Genomic DNA, 16,241 nt, shown 5'->3' on the forward strand with positions numbered 1-16,241 from the left:
CCGGCCGTGACGACCCGGACCTGCAGAGCGCAAGGACTTGCGAGAGGGGGTCGAACGTCCCTCCCACCGGGGGCGGGAAGCCCCTCTGCCCCGGGGCCATCACGGCCGCACGCTGGGTGTGTCCGAAGAGCAGTGAGGAGATGGAACGATGTCACCCTCGACTCCGCGGCCACGAGCCGTCGTCGTCTACGAGTCCATGTTCGGCAACACCTCCGCCATCGCGTCCGCCGTCGCCGAGGGGCTCGCGGAGCAGGGCGTGGAGGCCACGATCACCGACGTCCGGGAGGCCGAGCCCACCGCGTGCCTCAGTGCCGACCTGCTGGTTTTGGGCGCTCCGACCCATGCGTTCTCGCTGAGCCGCGCGAACACCCGCGCCGGGGCCGTGCGCCAGGGAGCTGAGGAGAGCAAGGCCGTCACGGGGCTGCGCGAGTGGATCGCGACGATCCCCGTGAGCGGGACGCGACCCGTCGTCGCGACCTACGACACCCGTGCGTCGCAGGTGCGCCGTCTCCCCGTGGGCGCCGCGCGGTCGGCTGCTCGTCTCGCCCGCCGGCATGGCCTCCAGGTCATCGACAGGCCGACCGGCTTCGTCGTGACCGACACCAAGGGGCCCCTGCAGGACGGCGAGCTCGAACGCGGCGCTGCCTGGGGCCGCATGTTGGCGCGAACGCTCGCCGCAAGCGACCGGCCCGGTGGAGATCGAGCCTCGACAGGCGAAAGCCGGCCCGAGGGTCGGACGTCATGACTGACCGACTCCGGATCACGGTCGGCATCGACGGGTCCGACGGAAGCAAGGCGGCCGCCATCTGGGCCGCGAATGAGGCTCGCAGGGTCGGCGCCGACCTGCGCCTGCTCCACGTCTTCACCGACTACGCCCCGACGATCGGCTACTTCGCCTCTCCCGGCTCTCCCGGTTCGATGGAGGGTCATCGGATGGCCGAGAAGCTCGTCCGGGAGTCGGCGCGGGGACTCGAGTCCTCCGCCGGCGAGATCCGCGTCGAGCCCCTCGTCCTGCGAGGTGACAGGCGCGCGGGCCTGCTGCGGGCCGCCGCCGACTCGGCGCTTCTCGTCCTCGGTGACGAGCCGCACCCCGTGCACCATCGGCTCATCACCGGCTCGATCATCGGGGGCGTGGCGGGACACGCCGCCTGCCCCGTCGTCGTCGTGCCCGCCGGCACCGAGCGACGTCCGGCCCTCGGCGTCATCGTGGCCGGGGTCAAGATCGTCTCGGCCAGCCACGACCTGGTCCGTCAGGCGTTCGAGCTGGCGGCAGACCGCGGCTCGCGACTGGTGATCCTGCACGCCTGGGAGAGCCCTTCGCCGTACGACGACCTCCTCTCGTCCCGACTCGACGTTCCGGGGTGGGAGGAGCGGTCCGTCAAGGAGCTCGATCAGATCGTCGATGAGGTCTCGGCGGACTTCACGAACGTCACCGCAGAGGTGCGCATCGTGCACGGTCAGCCGGCACGCGCCCTCATCGACGCCTCCGCGGAGGCGGACCTGCTCGCGATCACCCGGCGGCTGCACGGCTTCCCCCTCGGCCACCTCGGCGCTGCCGGCCGAGCAGTGCTGCGTGAGACGAGGGCCCCGGCGATCGTCCTCCCGCCCGCCCTCCACGAGATTCCGCTCAGCGAACCCGTCGAAGCCCCCACGAGGTGATCGCCATGGAGCCGACCCATCACCGCATCGTCGTCGGATACGACGGCTCGCCTGACGCCGACCTGGCGCTGCAATGGGCAGCGTCGATGTCGCGTCAGCGCGGCCTGGCCGTCGAGACCGTCATCGTGGTCAACGAGACCGACCTCCTTCTCGGCCGGCATCAGGAGCGGGCCGATCGCGAGGCGGCCGCGTGGCGAGAGCTCGCGGTCACGGTCCTGCGCTCCTGCGATCTCGACGACGCCGGGATCACCATCCGGCACGGATCGACGGTCCCCGCACTCCTGGCAGCCTCCCACCGTGCCGAGATGCTGGTCGTCGGCAGCCGGGGGCACGGGCTGCTGACGGGCTCCTTGACGGGATCGGTCAGTCAGCACGTCGCCCGTCACGCCACGTGTCCGGTGGTCGTCGTCCGACGGTCGCAGCGTCCGCGCTCGCGCCACATCGTCGTCGGCATGGACGGATCGGCCGAGAGCGGCCGAGCCCTTCGGTTCGCCTGCGAGCTGGCGAGCGGGGAGAAGCAGGCCGTCATCGCTCTTCACGCCCTTCCCGCCGTCACGGCGCCACTGAGCCCGGACGACGACTTCTTCGCGCCCGAGGACGAGATCCGGATGAAGCATGCGGAGCGTCTGCTCGGCGACTGGGCGGCGCAAGCGGTGCGCGACCACCCTGACGTCGACATCAGCACGGAGGTGGTCGCTTCGTCGCCGGTGCGGGCGCTCCTCGACTCGAGCGCAGCGGCCTCGATGGTCGCCGTCGGGTCCCGGGGGCGGGACGCATTCGCCGACCTGCTGCTGGGCTCCGTCAGCCAGCGCGTCCTGCACGACGCGCTCTGTCCGGTGGCGGTGGTCCGGTGACAGCAAGCTGCGGCGTGACCGGGCTCCGACTCTCCAACCGCAGGTGAGGAACATGAGCGACAAGACCTGGAGCATCTACATCCGCATCGCCGACAGCGACGTCACCAGCCAGGCCGACGTCGTGCTGACCACCGACAGCGGGAGGACGCTCCATGAGGTCGGCGTTGCACACCGACGCACAGACCCACATCACCAGGGCATCGACAACCGTCTGGCCGCCTGCCGTGCGCTGGCGGCGCTGGGCCAAGCGCTCCGGGAGGAGGCCATCGAAGGCGTGCTGTCCTCCGCCCCAACGGTCCGCCTTCGGTCCGACACCGGCATCGTCTGACGTCGCCGATGGCCGGTGCGGCAGAGACGATGGTCCCTTCATTCACCGACTTCTGACTGTGCGACCGGCGTAGGGCGGGGGGTGATCCTGAGTCCATGACACGCGAGGGTGACGAGATCGTGGTCGGAGTCGACGGATCAGCGCACGCAGAGAGAGCCGTGTGCTGGGCCGCTGACGAGGCGTGGCGGGAAGGTCGTCGCCTCGTCGCGGTGACGGTGGGCGAGGGCGATGTCGAGAGCGCCTCGCGAGCCGTCGTGACGGCACGGGCCCACCACCCGCTCCTGGATGTCGAGCCACTGGCCATCCCAGGCGATCCACGCCGAGTCCTGCTCGATCTCGCACGCGAGGCGGAGATGGTCGTGCTCGGCTCCCGCGGTCGCGGTGCGATGAAGTCCCTGCTCCTGGGATCGGTCAGCGCGACGGTGGCGGCACACGCGGCGTGTCCGGTGGTGGTCTGCCGTCCGGATGGCCACCGACCGCAGCCGCGTGGCGTGCTGGTGGGGGCCGACGGCACCGCGGAGTCGGTTCCGGTGATCGAGTTCGCCTACCGGCAGGCCGCGCTGCACGACTGTGCGCTCACCGTCCTGCACTGCTTCTGGGACGTGGCGGCTGCCGTCGCGCAGTACCACGAGGCGCGAGGCGAACCGGTCGCAGGACCCGAGCTGGAGGATCTGCGAGCGTTGGTCGCAGAGTCCGTGGCCGGTCTGGCCACCCTCTATCCGGACGTGCCAGTCGCGCTCGACCTGAAGCACGGCCTCGTGGATGAGGCCCTGACCTCCGACGTCGAGCGGTGGGAGCTCGTGGTCGTCGGGCGCCACCCGATGGACAGTCTCGGCAGGACGCTCACGGGATCGATCGCGACGACGGTCCTCGAGCGCGCGCGCACCACCGTGGCGGTCGTCCCCGAGACACGCCCGGCGGCGATGGCGCAGGCCCGCACGTCGGACTAGCGCGATCAGGGCCGACCAGCGAAGGAGGACGGGGTGGACCTGCACATCATCGGCATCAACAAGCCTGAGGACATGAACGTCATCGTCGCCCAGGCCCACTTCATCAAGACGGTCGAGGACGTCCACGAGGCGCTTGCCGGAGGGGTTCCCGGACTGCGTTTCGGGCTGGCCTTCTGTGAGGCCTCCGGGCCCTGCCTGGTCCGCAGGTCGGGCAACGACCCCAGCCTGGTCGATCTCGCGGTGGAGAACGCGCTCGCCGTCGGTGCCGGACACTCGCTGATCGTCCTGCTCGAGGACGGCTACCCGGTCAACGTGCTCAACGCGATCAAGCAGGTCCCCGAGGTCTGCACGGTCTACTGCGCCAGCGCGAACCCGGTGGAGCTCATCGTGGCCGAGACGGCCCTGGGCCGGGCCATCCTCGGCGTCGTCGACGGCAGCTCCCCAGCTGGAGTCGAGACCGAGGCCGACGTCGCCGACCGCAAGAAGCTGCTGCGGGACATCGGCTACAAGCTCTGAGAGACCCGGGCGCCACCTACGCGTGGATGCGCACGCACGCCTGCGGGGTCTGCGGCTCCGGACCGTGCGTCGAATCGAGCACGAGCCGACCGGCGAGGAGCTCCCGGGCCAGCCACTCGGCCTCGGTCGCCAGCTGTGTGGTCGGGCAGCCCACGCGCCGCACGTGCCCGACGGCGCGTGAGAAGCACCGCAGGACTCGTCCGGCGGGGACCTCGTCAAGCTCGTCGACGAGCCGGGCGACCGTGTCCAACAGTGCCTGGTTCGCGACCTTGACCTCGGCCACCGTCATCGTCGTCTCCCTCCGCCGCCCGACATGGCCCGCCCAGTTCACGGGCGAGACACAACCCCGCCATAGGGACCAAAGTCCCGAACATCGAGAGCAAACCGGCCCGCTCCGATCCGGCGGCGGCCGCGCGGGACGCCCCGTAGGCCCAAGAGCCCACGACGCCGGTCCTTCCGGCCCTGTCCGCGCCGCGGGACCCTCGAGACCGTGTCATGACCACAAGGACGAGCTCTGAGGGAGGCGCATCATGCGCAAGAAGGTCGTGGTGTTGGGCGGCAACTTCGCCGGGTTGACTGCTGCCCTGCAGGTCAGGCACGAGCTGCACGGCGACATCGTGGTGACGGTCGTGTCCGCTGCGGACCGCTTCCTCTTCACCCCCAGTCTGATCTGGTTGCCGTTCGGGAAGCGCACCGCCTCGGACATCACCTTCGAGGTCGCCCCGACGCTCGCGCATCACGGCATCGAGTTCGTCCACACTGAGGTGACCGGCATCGATCCGGTGACGCACGTCGTCACGACCTCCGACGGTCAGATCCGGCCCTACGACTACCTCGTGATCGCGACCGGCTACCGCAACGACGACGACGTCGCCCCGGGATTCCGCGAGCATGCCCACACCATCACGACGCTGCCGCGGGCCGAGGAGACCGGTGCAGCGTGGCGTTCCTATCTCGAGAAGCCGGGTGACGTCGTGATCGCCGCGACGCAGGGCGCTGGCTGCTTCGGTGCAGCCTACGAGTTCCTGTTCAACACCGCCTACCAGCTGAAGAAGGCAGGGCTGCGCAAGGAGGTCAACCTCACCTACGTCACCGCCGAGCCGTTCCTCGGCCACTTCGGCATCGGAGGCCTGCCACACGGCGAGCAGCTGTTGGGCATGTTCTTGGAGAAGCAGGGCATCAAGGCCAAGCTCTCGACCGCGATCGAGGGTGTCGAGGAGGACGCGCTCGTCCTCGCCGACGGTGAGCGCGTGCCGTTCACGTTCGGCATGGTGGTGCCGCCGTTCCTCGGCCAGCGGTTCCTGAGCGCGGTCGACGGCCTGACGGACGCCAAGGGCTTCGTCCCCGTGCGCGGCACCTATCAGTCCGAGAAGCACGATGACATCTACGCCATCGGCGCCGCCGCGGCAGTCGCGGTGCCGTGGACGACGCCCGTGCCCGTCGGCATCCCGAAGACCGGGTTCCCCACGGAGACGCAGGCAGTGACCGCGGCGCACAACATCGCGGCACAGGTGCGCGGTGACCAGCCGAGCCAGGAGAAGCCGTTCGGCGAGATCCCCGCGGTCTGTGTGATGGACGCGGGCAACAACGGCGTGGTGATCCTGGCCGACAAGATGCTCCCACCGCGCAAGCACGGCGTGCTGGTGCCAGGCCCGCAGTCACACCTCATGAAGCTGGGGTTCGAGCGCTACTTCCTGTGGAAGATGCGCAACGGCTACGTGCAACTGCCCTGAGGGCCGCTTAGCCGCCTATCGGCCCAGCTTCCTATCGGCCGAGCGCCCGGCGCAGCCAACCGTCGTTGCCCGAGCGGACGCGCCGGTCACCGCCGGGTGCGTCGTGGCCGGCGCACCATTCATCGGCCGGCACGCCGGCCTTGACTTGGGCGACGTGGCGGCCGCAGCCGGTCCAGGTGACCTTTCCGCAGGTCCTACAGCGCGTGGGACGGCACATGCCGCCCTCCTTCCAGGTGTGCTGACGGGCGTGGTTGCCGGGCGTGGATGCCGGTGGAGGCTCAGGCGGGCAACTCGTCGGCGTCGACCGCGTCGGCGAACTCGCAGAACGCCTCGTAGGCGCGCGCGCCGTGGATCGTAGCCGGGCCGCCGTGCATGACGAACGTGACGCCGATCGCCTCAGCCGCCTGCTGCCTGGTCGCGCCGGCGCGGGCGGCCGCCTGGCCATGGGAGGCGATGCATCCGTCGCAGCCCTCGACGACGCCGATGGCGAACGCGATCAGCTCCTTGGCCCGGCGGTCGAGCGCGCCGTCGGCGAACGCGGCCTTCGACAGCTCCCCGAAGCCGCGGTAGACGTCGGGGACCGCCCTCCGCAGCTCGCGGTGCTGCGGAGTGAGCTCTCGCAGGACGCCCTTGCCGTAGGCCGATGCCGACGTCGAGCCGCCATGGATGTCGGTGCCGGCGTCGCCCGGATGGGTGGTGGTCATCATGTCCCCTTCCAGAGGAGGTTCCTGTCCTATCCCCCAGGGGGGATCCAACGAGTGATAGCATATCCCCCATGGGGGATGTTTCCAACCAGAGACCGGAGGACACAGATGCAGCTCGAGCCTGACGAGATCAAGGCGGTCACCACCCGTCTCAAGCGGGCCAACGGCCATCTGGCCTCGGTCATCCGCATGCTCGAGGAGGGCGCCGAGTGCGAGGACGCGCTCACCCAGCTGGCCGCCGTCACCAGGGCGGTGAACCGTGCCGGCTACGCGCTCGTCGCCACGGGACTGCAGCACTGTCTCGCCGAGGGCGGCCGCGACAGCGTCGACATGAAGAAGCTCGAGAAGGTGTTCCTCGCGCTCGCGTGACGTCGTGGTGAGCGTCGGGAAGGTCGTGGCGTGCGTCGGGAAGGAGGGCTCATCGGCTCAGGCACAAGGACCCTGTGCCGGCCGCGCGCATCCGGCTTGACTGGACACGAGGACGACGAGGGCCCGAAGTGGGAGGGACGACGGCAACCGCGGTCGACCATGCCGCGCCCGTCACGACTCCGAAACCGTGTCAAACGGCAGCAGGACCCCCGTCGTCCTCCTTTCCCATCGGGGCGCTCACGGGAGGCGGAGATAGATGCCACACGAAGTCGACATCGTGAAGGTGCGGCCGATGACGGTCGCGGTCGTCCGCTTCACCGTCCACACCGACGATCTGCCGCGCATCGGTGAGCAGATGGGTCCAGCGTTCGAGAAGGTGGCCTCCGAGCTGGGTGCGGCACACGTGCCGCCGCTCGGGGCGCCGATGGCCTACTTCGAGCCGGCCGCCGACGGGTTCGAGGTCGCCGCCGGCTTCCCCGTCCCAGCCACCGCCACCGTGCCCGCGAGCCTGGGCAGACTGGACGTGGCCGAGACCGAAGCCGCGCACACGACCCACATCGGGCCCTACCAGGAGATGCCGAGCACCTACGAGGACCTCCTGGCACAGGCGTCTGCCGCTGGGCGAGCACCACGTGCAGGCGGACCGATGTGGGAGACCTACCTGAGCGCGCCCGAGACGCCCGCGGACCGGACCCGCACCGAGGTCTACTGGGTGCTCTCCTCGTCGGCGACAGACGCCGCCCTCCCTCACTGAGGCGAGGGCCGCGGCGATGCAGTCCGCTCCTGCGCGGTCCGGGCAGGTCCGGCGCGAAGCGACGCTGCTGATTGCCACCTTCAGCGCCGCAGGGGCCGTCATGGCGCTGCTGTTCGGTCTCGTCGGCGTGGTCTCGATGCTGAGCATGGGCCTGCTGATCGTGGCTCTGCGCCCCCGAGTGCCCGTGGTCTGGCTGCTGTGGATGTATGGCGCCGAGCCGCTCCCCCGGTGGGTCGCTCCGGGCCTGCACGACATGGTCGACCTGCTGGCGGGACGAGCGGAGCTGCCACGGCGTCCGGGCCTGTACTACGTGGCGAGCCCGATCGCCAACGCCTTCGTCGTCGGACCGCCCGACGGCGCCGTCCTCGTCGTGTCGGACGGCCTGCTGCGCCTGCTCAACGGGCGTGAGCTGGCCGGCGTGCTGGCACATGAGGTGAGCCACCTGCGCAACGGCGACACCTCGCTCATGAATCTGTCCGATCTCGTCGCTCGCTTCGCGCAGGCGCTGGGCTGGTTCGGATGGGTGTCGTTCCTCGTGACCGTGCCGGTCGCCTTCTCGACCGGAGAGCCGCGCCGGCTCATGCTGTCGGTGCTGCTGGTGCTGCTGCCCTCGCTCGTCGGACTGACCCAGCTGGCGGTGTTCCGCCGGGCGGAGTACGCCGCCGACCGCGAGGCAGCCTTCCTCACCGGGGATCCCGAAGGCCTCGCCAAGGCCCTCATCACACTCGAGTACGTCGAGGGGCGGATCTGGGAGCGGATGCTCATCGGGCGCACGCGGCCACCGGATCCCCTGCTGCTCCGAACTCATCCCCGCACCCGCGAGCGCGTGCGACGGCTTCGCGCCCTCGAGCTGTCGCCGAGGAGGTTCGACCACCCTGAGCGCCCGACCCCCGTGGGCTACCCGGCGGCGACGCACCGCCCCCGGCTCCGCCGCACCGGAGCCCATTGGTGACCCGATCAGACCCGTGTCGAGGGTCGAAGCAGCGAGGCCCAGCACACGGCGCCGATCGGGATCGGCAGCCAGAACTGCAGCAGGCGCCAGGTCAGGACGCCTGCGAGCGCCACCGCGGCGGGAGCACCCGCAGCAGCCATCGCCGGCACCAGCAAGCCTTCGACGATGCCGATCCCGCTGGGCGTCAGCGGAAGGAAGGCGAGCATGTTCGCCAGACCGTAGGAAGCCAGGACCAGCTCGACGGGAACGGTGGCGCCGAAGGCCCTCAGGCTGACCCACAGGCAGATCGCGTCGAGCAGCCAGTTGGTCGAGGCCCACGCGATCCCGCGTCGCGTCAGACGGCTGTCCCGCAGCCAGCGCGCACCGCTGACGACGGCGGTACGGACCGAGCTGCGCCACCGGACCGGCAGGACCTGCAAGGCCCGGCTCCCGATCCGGCGAAGCCGCGGCGGCAGCTGCGGCCGGCGAGGGGCGACCTCCAACGCCAGCAGCACGGCAGTCGTGGTGAGCACCAGGGCGACGACGGTCGTCGTGACCCCTGTGCGGGGCACTGCCATCAGCACTCCCAGGAGCCACACCGTCATCAGGCCGCTCACCGAGAGTGCAAGCTGGACGACCGTGAGTGCCAGCGCGGTCGCAGATGCGACGCCGTGGCCGACCATGAGCCGCACACGGAGTCCTGCGCCCGTCGCGCCGCCGCCGGGAACGGCGTGGCTGAGACCGCATCCGGCCAGGTCGATGCGCCACTGAACCCCGAAGCCGAGTCGCACCGACGACTCGAGCAGCGACTGCGTCAAGCCCGTGTACGCCGCCAGCGACGCCGCCTCGAGCGCGCCGGCAACGAGCAGCAGCGGCCAAGAGACCTCGTCCAGCACCGAGGCCTCGTGGCGCGCTCGCGCCAGGAAGGGGATGACGCCGTACTCGAGGGCGGCGATCGCCAGGACCGCCGCACCAGCGCCACGGAGCCAGGTCCATGCCGACGTGGTGAGGGCACGGTGTGCCGAAGTCGTCATCTCCACTCCTCGACACGGGCCTCTCGCCCGGCCATCGACGTCCTCGCTGAAGTCAACCGGTCCCGGGTCCGAGCACCTAGGGTCCTTGGGCCTGCCGATCAGGGGCGAGCGCCCGTGCCGGCGAACTGCTCGGCGTAGCTCCCCGCAGGTGAGCGGACCATGGTGCGCCCGCGCTGCCAGGCCTAGACTCGGTGTGCCGAGCCCTAGGAAGGTCGGGGCTCTCCATCCCGGTCGTCATGGGCAGGGTGCACGGACCCGTCATGGCGGTCGATGAAGGCAGGGCGTCCTCCGACGGGTGGGGATTCGTCGGCCGCGTGATGATCGGCGACCACGAGTGCTACCGCACCCTCCGCGCCTACGTCGCACCCTCCGAGGCCCTCGAGGCGGCCAGGTCCTGGTCGGTCACGCCCCGACGCGCCAGGACCTCAAGCTCGGCCTGTCTCGTCCCCGAGGGCCTTAGCCGGAGGACAGCCGGCAGGCGCGCGACTAGCCCCTCACGGGCGCAGCGTCTGCCCGCACAACCGTCCCTTTCCGGGTCCAAGGTCCACTTCGCAGCAGGCCCTCCTCCCCTCCCGGGCGCCGGCCGGGTGACCACACCATGTCGGTGGAGCGCAGGGTGCGCTGCAGGACGAGGAGGTGGGCGACGTGACGTTCGGGGTGCATTCCGAGGTCGGTCGGCTCCGCAAGGTGCTCGTGCACCGGCCGGGGTTGGAGCACAGCAGGCTGACACCGTCCACGGCTCACGAGCTGCTCTTCGACGACGTGCTCTGGGTGACCCGTGCGAAGGCGGAGCACGACATGTTCTGCGAGGTGATGCGCGAGCGCGGTGTGGAGGTCTTCCACGCAGAGGAGCTGCTGGCCCAGGCACTGGCTGACGAGAAGGCCCGCGAGTGGGTGGGCGACCACATGCTCAACGAGCTGGAGGTCGGCGTCACCGCCGCCCCACGCGCGCGGGAGTGGATCACCACCGCCGATGCCCCCGAGGTCGCCGAGCTCCTCATCGGAGGGATCACCAGGGCCGACGTCGCGCAGGACCTGGGCCTGCTCTGGCAGTCCTCCGACCCGACGTCGATGCTCCTGCCGCCCCTGCCCAACTTCCTCTTCCAGCGCGACCCGTCGTGCTGGATCTTCGAGGGGGTCACGCTCAACCCGATGACGAAGTCGGCGCGCAAGCCCGAGACGCTCATCATGGAGACGATCTACCGGTTCCACCCGATGTTCGCGGCCGAGACGTTCCCCTACTGGCTCGGCGGCGCCGACGCCGACTGGGGCCGCGCGCACGTCGAGGGCGGAGACGTCCAGCCGATCGGCAACGGGACCGTGATGATCGGCATGGGCGAGCGTACGACGCCACAGGCTGTCCTCTGGATCGCCCGGTCGCTCTTCCGAGCCGGTGCGGCGCGCCTCGTCCTCGCGGTGAAGCTGCCGGCGTCGCGCAGCTACATGCACCTCGACACGGTCATCACGATGTGCGACCGCGACCTGGTCACGGTGTTCCCCAAGGTCGTCGACGGGGCCCGCACGTGGGCGATCCGGCCCGGCGACACGGCCGAGGACCTCGTCATCGAGGAGCAGACCGCACGGCTCCCCGAGATCATGGCGGTCGCGCTCGGCGTCGGGGAGATGAGGGTCGTCGAGACCGGCGGGGACTCCTTCGAGGCCGAGCGTGAGCAGTGGGACGACGGCAACAACGTCGTCGCACTCGAGCCCGGCGTCGTGGTCGCCTACGAGCGCAACGTCGGCACGAACACCTCGCTCCGCAAGGCAGGCATCGAGGTCATCACCATCGAGGGCTTCGAGCTCGGCCGCGGTCGCGGCGGCTCGCACTGCATGACGTGCCCGATCGAGCGCGAACCCGCGTTCTGAGACCGAAGAGAAGGCGAAGATGTCGTACAACCTGAGGAACCGCTCCTTCCTGAAGGAGATCGACTTCACGCCCGCCGAGCTGCGCCACCTGCTGCGGCTCGCCGAGGCGCTCAAGCTCGCCAAGTACGCCGGCACCGAGCAGCGGAGACTGGAAGGCAAGGAGATCGCGCTGATCTTCGAGAAGACCTCCACCCGGACCCGGTCGGCCTTCGAGGTCGCGGCATTCGACCAGGGCGCCCACGTCACCTACCTCGACCCCACCGGGTCCCAGCTTGGCCACAAGGAGTCGATCGCGGACACCGCAGCGGTGCTCGGACGGATGTATGACGCGATCGAGTTCCGGGGCAACTCCCAAGGCGAGGTCGAGACGCTCGCGCAGCATGCGGGCGTACCGGTCTACAACGGACTGACTGCGGAATGGCATCCGACCCAGATGCTGGCCGACTTCCTGACCATGCACGAGGCAAGCGGCAAGTCCTACGACGCCCTGGCCTACGCCTACCTCGGCGACTGCCGATTCAACATGGGCCGCTCCTTGCTCGTCATGGGCGCCCTCATGGGCAGCGACGTCCGTCTGTCAGGCCCCACGGATCTCCAGCCACCCAAGGACATCCTCGACCTGGCCCACGACATCGCTGGACGCACCGGCGCTCGCATCACCATCACCGACGACCCCAACGCCGCGGTCGACGGGGTCGACTTCGTCCACACCGACGTGTGGGTGTCCATGGGCGAGGCCAAGGACGTCTGGCAGGAGCGCATCGACCAGCTCTCGCCATACCAGGTCAACTCCGCGCTCCTCGCCGCCTCCGGCAACCGCTCGGTGAAGTTCATGCACTGCCTGCCGGCCTTCCACGACCTCGAGACGGTCGTGGGCCGGCAGATCATGGAGCAGGTCGACAGGCACGACGGGCTCGAGGTGACCGACGAGGTGTTCTCCTCCGACGCCAGCATCGTCTTCGACCAGGCGGAGAACCGCCTCCACACCATCAAGGCGGTGCTCGTCGCGACCCTGGGCTGAGTCCCAGGACGCCCGGCGCCCCCACCCAGAAGGAGACCAGCCATGTCGGCTTCAGTCACGACCCACAAGGGTCAGAGCCAGGGACAGACTGCGGACCAGGGCTTCGGCCTGACGACCGCGGTCGCCCTGATCATGGGCAGCATCATCGGGGTCGGCATCTTCAACCTGCCGACGTCGCTGGCGTCCTACGGGCCGATCACGCTGGTGTCGATGGGCCTGACCACCGTCGGCGCCCTGGTCCTCGCCCTCCTCTTCGCTGCCCTGTCTCGACGCATGCCGGCCGACGGCGGGCCCTATGCCTACGCACGCTCGGCGTTCGGGAACCCACTCGGCTTCGCCAACGCCTGGTCCTACTGGATCACCGCGTGGGCGGGCAACGCCGCGATCGCCGTCGGGTGGGTGCTCTACGTCGAGGAGTTCGTGAACAAGGGGCACAACCGGTTCTTCTCTGTCCTGCTGGTCCTGGTGGGGCTCTGGCTGCCGGCCGCCGTGAACCTGTCGGGCGTCAAGAACATCGGTGCGGTCCAGGTCGCGACGACGGTCCTCAAGTTCGTCGCCCTCGCGTTCATGTCCACTGTCGGGCTGTTCTTCATCAGCTCCGCCAACTTCACGCCGTGGAACACCAGCGGGGAGAGCGCCCTCAACGCCATCGGCGGCGGGATGGCGATCGCCCTGTTCAGCTACCTCGGCGTGGAGGTCGCCGCGGTCGCCGCCGGCCGCGTGCGCAACCCCGACCGCAACGTCCCGCGCTCCACGATCCTCGGCACGCTCGCGACGGCGGTCGTTTGCATGCTCTCGCTGACTGCCGTCTTCGGGATCCTGCCGGCCTCGAAGCTGACCGACTCGACCGCGCCCTTCTCCGACGCGGTCAACCAGATGTTCGGGGGCACCTGGGGTGGTGACGTGATGAGCATCGTGGTGATCATCTCCGGCCTCGGCGCGCTGAACGGCTGGACGATGATCTGCGCGGAGATGCCCTTCGCCGCGGCCAAGGACGGCCTCTTCCCCGAGCAGTTCGCCCGTCAGTCACGCAAGAACGTCCCCGCTTTCGGCATCGTCGCCTCGACCGCGCTCGCCTCGGTCGCGATGATCATCAACTACCTGGGCTCGAACGGCGCCACCGTCTTCACGACGTTGGTGCTCATGACGGGCATCACCGCCGCGATCCCCTATGGGTTCTCGGCACTGGCCCAGCTGAAGTGGCGGATCGCCGACCACCGCGCCTTCGAGACGCCGCGGTTCGTCCGCGATGTCGTCGTGGCCGCAGTGTCGGTGGTCTTCTCCGTCCTGTTCATCTGGTATTCCCGCAACACCGGCCACAGCTTCTGGGTCTACTGGGCTCCCTTCCTGCTCGCCGGCGGGGCCCTCCTCCTCGGCATCCCGGTCTACCGGCACCAGCGGGGCAGGATGACCGACCCCGCACCCGTGCCCGAGTACCGCTGATGCGCGTCGTCGTCGCCCTGGGCGGCAACGCGCTGCTGCGGCGAGGCGAGCCCATGACGGCCGAGGCGCAGCGGGCCAACGTGCGGGCCGCCGCCCCGGGGCTCGCCGCCGTCGCAGAAGAGCACGAGTTGGTGCTCAGCCACGGCAATGGCCCCCAGGTCGGGCTGCTGGCCCTGCAGGCGGCCGCCTACACCGAGGTGGCGCCCTACCCGCTGGACATGCTGGGCGCACAGTCGGAGGGCATGATCGGCTACGTGCTCGAGCAGGAGCTCGGCAACGTGCTGCCCACCGAGGCCGCGCTGGCCACGATCCTGACGATGGTCGAGGTCGACGCCGACGACCCGGCCTTCGCCGACCCCACCAAGTTCGTCGGCCCGATCTACACGCAGGAGGAGTCGGAGCGGCTGGCCAAGGAGAAGGAGTGGACCTGCAAGCCGGACGGCGAGGCCTGGCGCCGCGTGGTGCCTTCGCCCGAGCCCCGTCGGATCTTCGAGATCCGGCCCATCCGCTGGCTGCTCGACCACGGCGTCGTGCTCATCTGTGCCGGTGGCGGTGGCATCCCCACCATGTTCGAGGGCGACGGGGAGCGGAGGCTGACCGGCGTCGAGGCGGTCATCGACAAGGATCTGGCCAGTGGTCTGCTCGCCCAGCAGGTCCAGGCGGACGTCCTCGTCATGGCCACCGACGTCGACGGCGTGTACGTCGACTGGGGCACGCCCGCGCGACGCCGCCTCGACCGCGTCACCCCGGCAGAGCTGCGGGCCACCCCGTTCCCCGCAGGCTCGATGGGGCCGAAGGTGGAGGCGGCGTGCCGCTTCGTGGAGGCGACGGGAGGGCGTGCGGCCATCGGCGCACTCACACAGATCCAGTCGATCGTCGACGGCACCGCCGGCACCCAGGTCGTCGCCTCGTGACTCAGCCTCCCTCAGCAGGGCACGGGCACGGATCGGTGATCGGCAGCCTCCGCCAGCGGCTCGACATACGTGCTCTCGACATACGTGCTCCAGCGCGCGACCGGCCAATGGACGCGCAGGGTCTCGTCGATCCTGTCGACGTCGCCACCCGCGATGACCAGTGCCGACGCCGTCGGAACGACCTCGTCGCGCAGTCGATTCACCGCCGTGCGGTCCAGACCCAACGGCGGCTCGCGGTCGACCTCCGCCGCGATGCCTCCGTCGAGCGCCCGCAGCGGCGCCAGGAACACGGCATCGAACAGGGCGCTTCCCCATCTGACCGCATCCGGGGCACGGCGTCGCACGGCATCTCGCCCGGCGAAGGACAGCTCCGGCGCAGCCCGTCCGGCGCGCCAGCCGATCACGACCGCCGGAGTGTCGGCTGCGAGTGCCGCTCGCTGACGAAGGGTTCGTGACGCCGCCCGTGCACCGTCAGCCGTCCCGAACACCCAGACGTTCAACGTCGACATCGCGGGCGGAGCCGTCTGCGCATGGATCGTCATGCCCCTAGCGTCAAACGCGCCGCTGGGGCGCCTGTAGGGACCAAGTTCCTCACCTCAGGGCCCATGGACCGGGCGCGATCGGCCAGGACGTTCGTCCCCTCGAAGCGGCACGACGACCCTCCCGCGTCCGGCCTGAGGCGCGGAGAGTCGAGACATGACCAGTTCGTCCCGCCTCCGCACAGCGCGGCACCGTGTCGTCGGTGCGGTGGACCGCTCGTGGCCCGTGCTCGCCGGCGCCCTCGTCGCCGTCGGCGGCGTCTCCTTGATGCGCGCCTGGAGCATCGCAGGCCTGGTCGCCGTCGCGGTGATCACGTGGGCTTTCGTCGCTGCGCTGGTCTACGGGCTGCTCTCGGACTTCGACGTCCCGACCGACAAGGGCATCTGGCTGGCGACGGTCGTCACGGTCGCCTCATTGGACCTGATGGGCCTGTTGCTGCTCTCCCCGATGATCGGCTCCGCTGCTGCCCTGGTCGCTGCTGCGACCTCGCCGCTCGTCACGGACCGGCGCCTGGCGATCCTGCGCCGGTCCGCGTCCCGCGCCAGCCAGAAGACGGTCGATCGGCGGTTCGCGCACATCGTCGCCGAGCTGGACGACGACCCGTCGTGGAGAGCTGGAGCGTGAG

General features: G+C 70.1%; 20 protein-coding genes. 15 read left to right on the top strand and 5 right to left on the bottom strand.

The features are described 5' to 3' along the window. Positions 1-148: 148 nt before the first annotated feature. From ACYQ1K_RS20575 to ACYQ1K_RS20600, 6 genes are all read left to right on the top strand, one after another. Positions 149-745 (top strand): flavodoxin domain-containing protein, encoded by a 597-nt coding sequence (locus ACYQ1K_RS20575; RefSeq protein WP_459985131.1) that lies wholly within the window; start codon positions 149-151, stop codon positions 743-745. Then, positions 742-1,659, top strand: coding sequence for a universal stress protein (locus tag ACYQ1K_RS20580; RefSeq protein ID WP_459985132.1), 918 nt, complete (start codon positions 742-744; stop codon positions 1,657-1,659). Before ACYQ1K_RS20575 ends, ACYQ1K_RS20580 begins: the two co-directional genes overlap by 4 nt. Positions 1,660-1,664: 5 nt before the next feature. Continuing rightward, complete coding sequence (locus ACYQ1K_RS20585) at positions 1,665-2,513, top strand: universal stress protein (protein WP_459985133.1); 849 nt, start codon at positions 1,665-1,667, stop codon at positions 2,511-2,513. A 52-nt stretch (positions 2,514-2,565) separates the two neighbouring features. Then, the gene (locus ACYQ1K_RS20590; RefSeq protein WP_459985134.1) at positions 2,566-2,841 is read left to right on the top strand and encodes a dsRBD fold-containing protein; all 276 of its coding nucleotides are present in this window, start codon (positions 2,566-2,568) and stop codon (positions 2,839-2,841) included. A 95-nt stretch (positions 2,842-2,936) separates the two neighbouring features. Beyond that, positions 2,937-3,791 carry a universal stress protein gene (locus ACYQ1K_RS20595; protein ID WP_459985135.1) on the top strand — a complete coding sequence of 285 codons (855 nt, stop codon included), beginning with the start codon at positions 2,937-2,939 and terminating at the stop codon, positions 3,789-3,791. A 33-nt stretch (positions 3,792-3,824) separates the two neighbouring features. Further along, positions 3,825-4,307, top strand: coding sequence for an adenosine-specific kinase (locus ACYQ1K_RS20600; protein WP_459985136.1), 483 nt, complete (start codon positions 3,825-3,827; stop codon positions 4,305-4,307). 16 nt (positions 4,308-4,323) lie between these two features. Here ACYQ1K_RS20600 and ACYQ1K_RS20605 read toward each other — a convergent pair whose 3' ends face one another. Continuing rightward, complete coding sequence (locus ACYQ1K_RS20605; protein ID WP_459985137.1) at positions 4,324-4,596, bottom strand: hypothetical protein; 273 nt, start codon at positions 4,594-4,596, stop codon at positions 4,324-4,326. 241 nt (positions 4,597-4,837) lie between these two features. Between ACYQ1K_RS20605 and ACYQ1K_RS20610 the strand changes: the two genes are divergently transcribed. Next, entirely contained in the window at positions 4,838-6,040 is a 1,203-nt protein-coding gene (locus ACYQ1K_RS20610; RefSeq protein WP_459985138.1) for an NAD(P)/FAD-dependent oxidoreductase, read from the top strand. A gap of 31 nt (positions 6,041-6,071) precedes the next feature. Here ACYQ1K_RS20610 and ACYQ1K_RS28100 read toward each other — a convergent pair whose 3' ends face one another. Beyond that, positions 6,072-6,257 carry a hypothetical protein gene (locus tag ACYQ1K_RS28100; RefSeq protein ID WP_488199520.1) on the bottom strand — a complete coding sequence of 62 codons (186 nt, stop codon included), beginning with the start codon at positions 6,255-6,257 and terminating at the stop codon, positions 6,072-6,074. Between the two features lie 61 nt (positions 6,258-6,318). Further along, the gene (locus ACYQ1K_RS20615; RefSeq protein WP_459985139.1) at positions 6,319-6,744 is read right to left on the bottom strand and encodes a carboxymuconolactone decarboxylase family protein; all 426 of its coding nucleotides are present in this window, start codon (positions 6,742-6,744) and stop codon (positions 6,319-6,321) included. A 108-nt stretch (positions 6,745-6,852) separates the two neighbouring features. On the opposite strand from ACYQ1K_RS20615, the gene ACYQ1K_RS20620 reads away from it, so the two are divergent. The 3 genes from ACYQ1K_RS20620 to ACYQ1K_RS20630 all read left to right on the top strand — a co-directional run bounded on the left by ACYQ1K_RS20620 (position 6,853) and on the right by ACYQ1K_RS20630 (position 8,819). Continuing rightward, positions 6,853-7,113 carry a metal-sensitive transcriptional regulator gene (locus ACYQ1K_RS20620; RefSeq protein ID WP_459985140.1) on the top strand — a complete coding sequence of 87 codons (261 nt, stop codon included), beginning with the start codon at positions 6,853-6,855 and terminating at the stop codon, positions 7,111-7,113. A 256-nt stretch (positions 7,114-7,369) separates the two neighbouring features. Then, positions 7,370-7,867, top strand: a complete 498-nt coding sequence (locus tag ACYQ1K_RS20625; RefSeq protein WP_459985141.1) for a GyrI-like domain-containing protein — start codon at positions 7,370-7,372, stop codon at positions 7,865-7,867. Positions 7,868-7,883: 16 nt separating this feature from the next. Further along, positions 7,884-8,819: a zinc metalloprotease HtpX gene (locus ACYQ1K_RS20630; RefSeq protein WP_459985142.1), complete on the top strand. Its 936-nt coding sequence runs from the start codon at positions 7,884-7,886 to the stop codon at positions 8,817-8,819. A gap of 5 nt (positions 8,820-8,824) precedes the next feature. Here ACYQ1K_RS20630 and ACYQ1K_RS20635 read toward each other — a convergent pair whose 3' ends face one another. Further along, positions 8,825-9,832 (bottom strand): lysylphosphatidylglycerol synthase transmembrane domain-containing protein, encoded by a 1,008-nt coding sequence (locus ACYQ1K_RS20635; protein ID WP_459985143.1) that lies wholly within the window; start codon positions 9,830-9,832, stop codon positions 8,825-8,827. Positions 9,833-10,477: 645 nt separating this feature from the next. Here ACYQ1K_RS20635 and ACYQ1K_RS20640 point away from each other — a divergent pair. From ACYQ1K_RS20640 to arcC, 4 genes are read left to right on the top strand one after another with little or no spacing between them, the layout of a single operon-like run. Then, positions 10,478-11,698, top strand: a complete 1,221-nt coding sequence (locus ACYQ1K_RS20640; protein ID WP_459985144.1) for an arginine deiminase — start codon at positions 10,478-10,480, stop codon at positions 11,696-11,698. A gap of 19 nt (positions 11,699-11,717) precedes the next feature. After that, on the top strand, positions 11,718-12,719 hold the full coding sequence (gene argF, locus ACYQ1K_RS20645; RefSeq protein ID WP_459985145.1) for an ornithine carbamoyltransferase: 1,002 nt from the start codon (positions 11,718-11,720) through the stop codon (positions 12,717-12,719). A gap of 42 nt (positions 12,720-12,761) precedes the next feature. Beyond that, on the top strand, positions 12,762-14,162 hold the full coding sequence (locus ACYQ1K_RS20650; protein WP_459985146.1) for an amino acid permease: 1,401 nt from the start codon (positions 12,762-12,764) through the stop codon (positions 14,160-14,162). After that, positions 14,162-15,076 carry a carbamate kinase gene (arcC, locus tag ACYQ1K_RS20655; protein WP_459985147.1) on the top strand — a complete coding sequence of 305 codons (915 nt, stop codon included), beginning with the start codon at positions 14,162-14,164 and terminating at the stop codon, positions 15,074-15,076. The genes ACYQ1K_RS20650 and arcC overlap by 1 nt, the downstream gene beginning before the upstream one ends. 11 nt (positions 15,077-15,087) lie before the next feature. Here the strand turns inward: arcC and ACYQ1K_RS20660 are convergent, their stop codons facing one another. Further along, positions 15,088-15,618, bottom strand: coding sequence for a hypothetical protein (locus ACYQ1K_RS20660; protein ID WP_459985148.1), 531 nt, complete (start codon positions 15,616-15,618; stop codon positions 15,088-15,090). A 154-nt stretch (positions 15,619-15,772) separates the two neighbouring features. Between ACYQ1K_RS20660 and ACYQ1K_RS20665 the strand changes: the two genes are divergently transcribed. Beyond that, the gene (locus ACYQ1K_RS20665) at positions 15,773-16,240 is read left to right on the top strand and encodes a hypothetical protein (RefSeq protein ID WP_459985149.1); all 468 of its coding nucleotides are present in this window, start codon (positions 15,773-15,775) and stop codon (positions 16,238-16,240) included. Position 16,241: the final 1 nt, after the last annotated feature.

The sequence above is a fragment of the Nocardioides sp. AN3 genome (assembly GCF_054653495.1).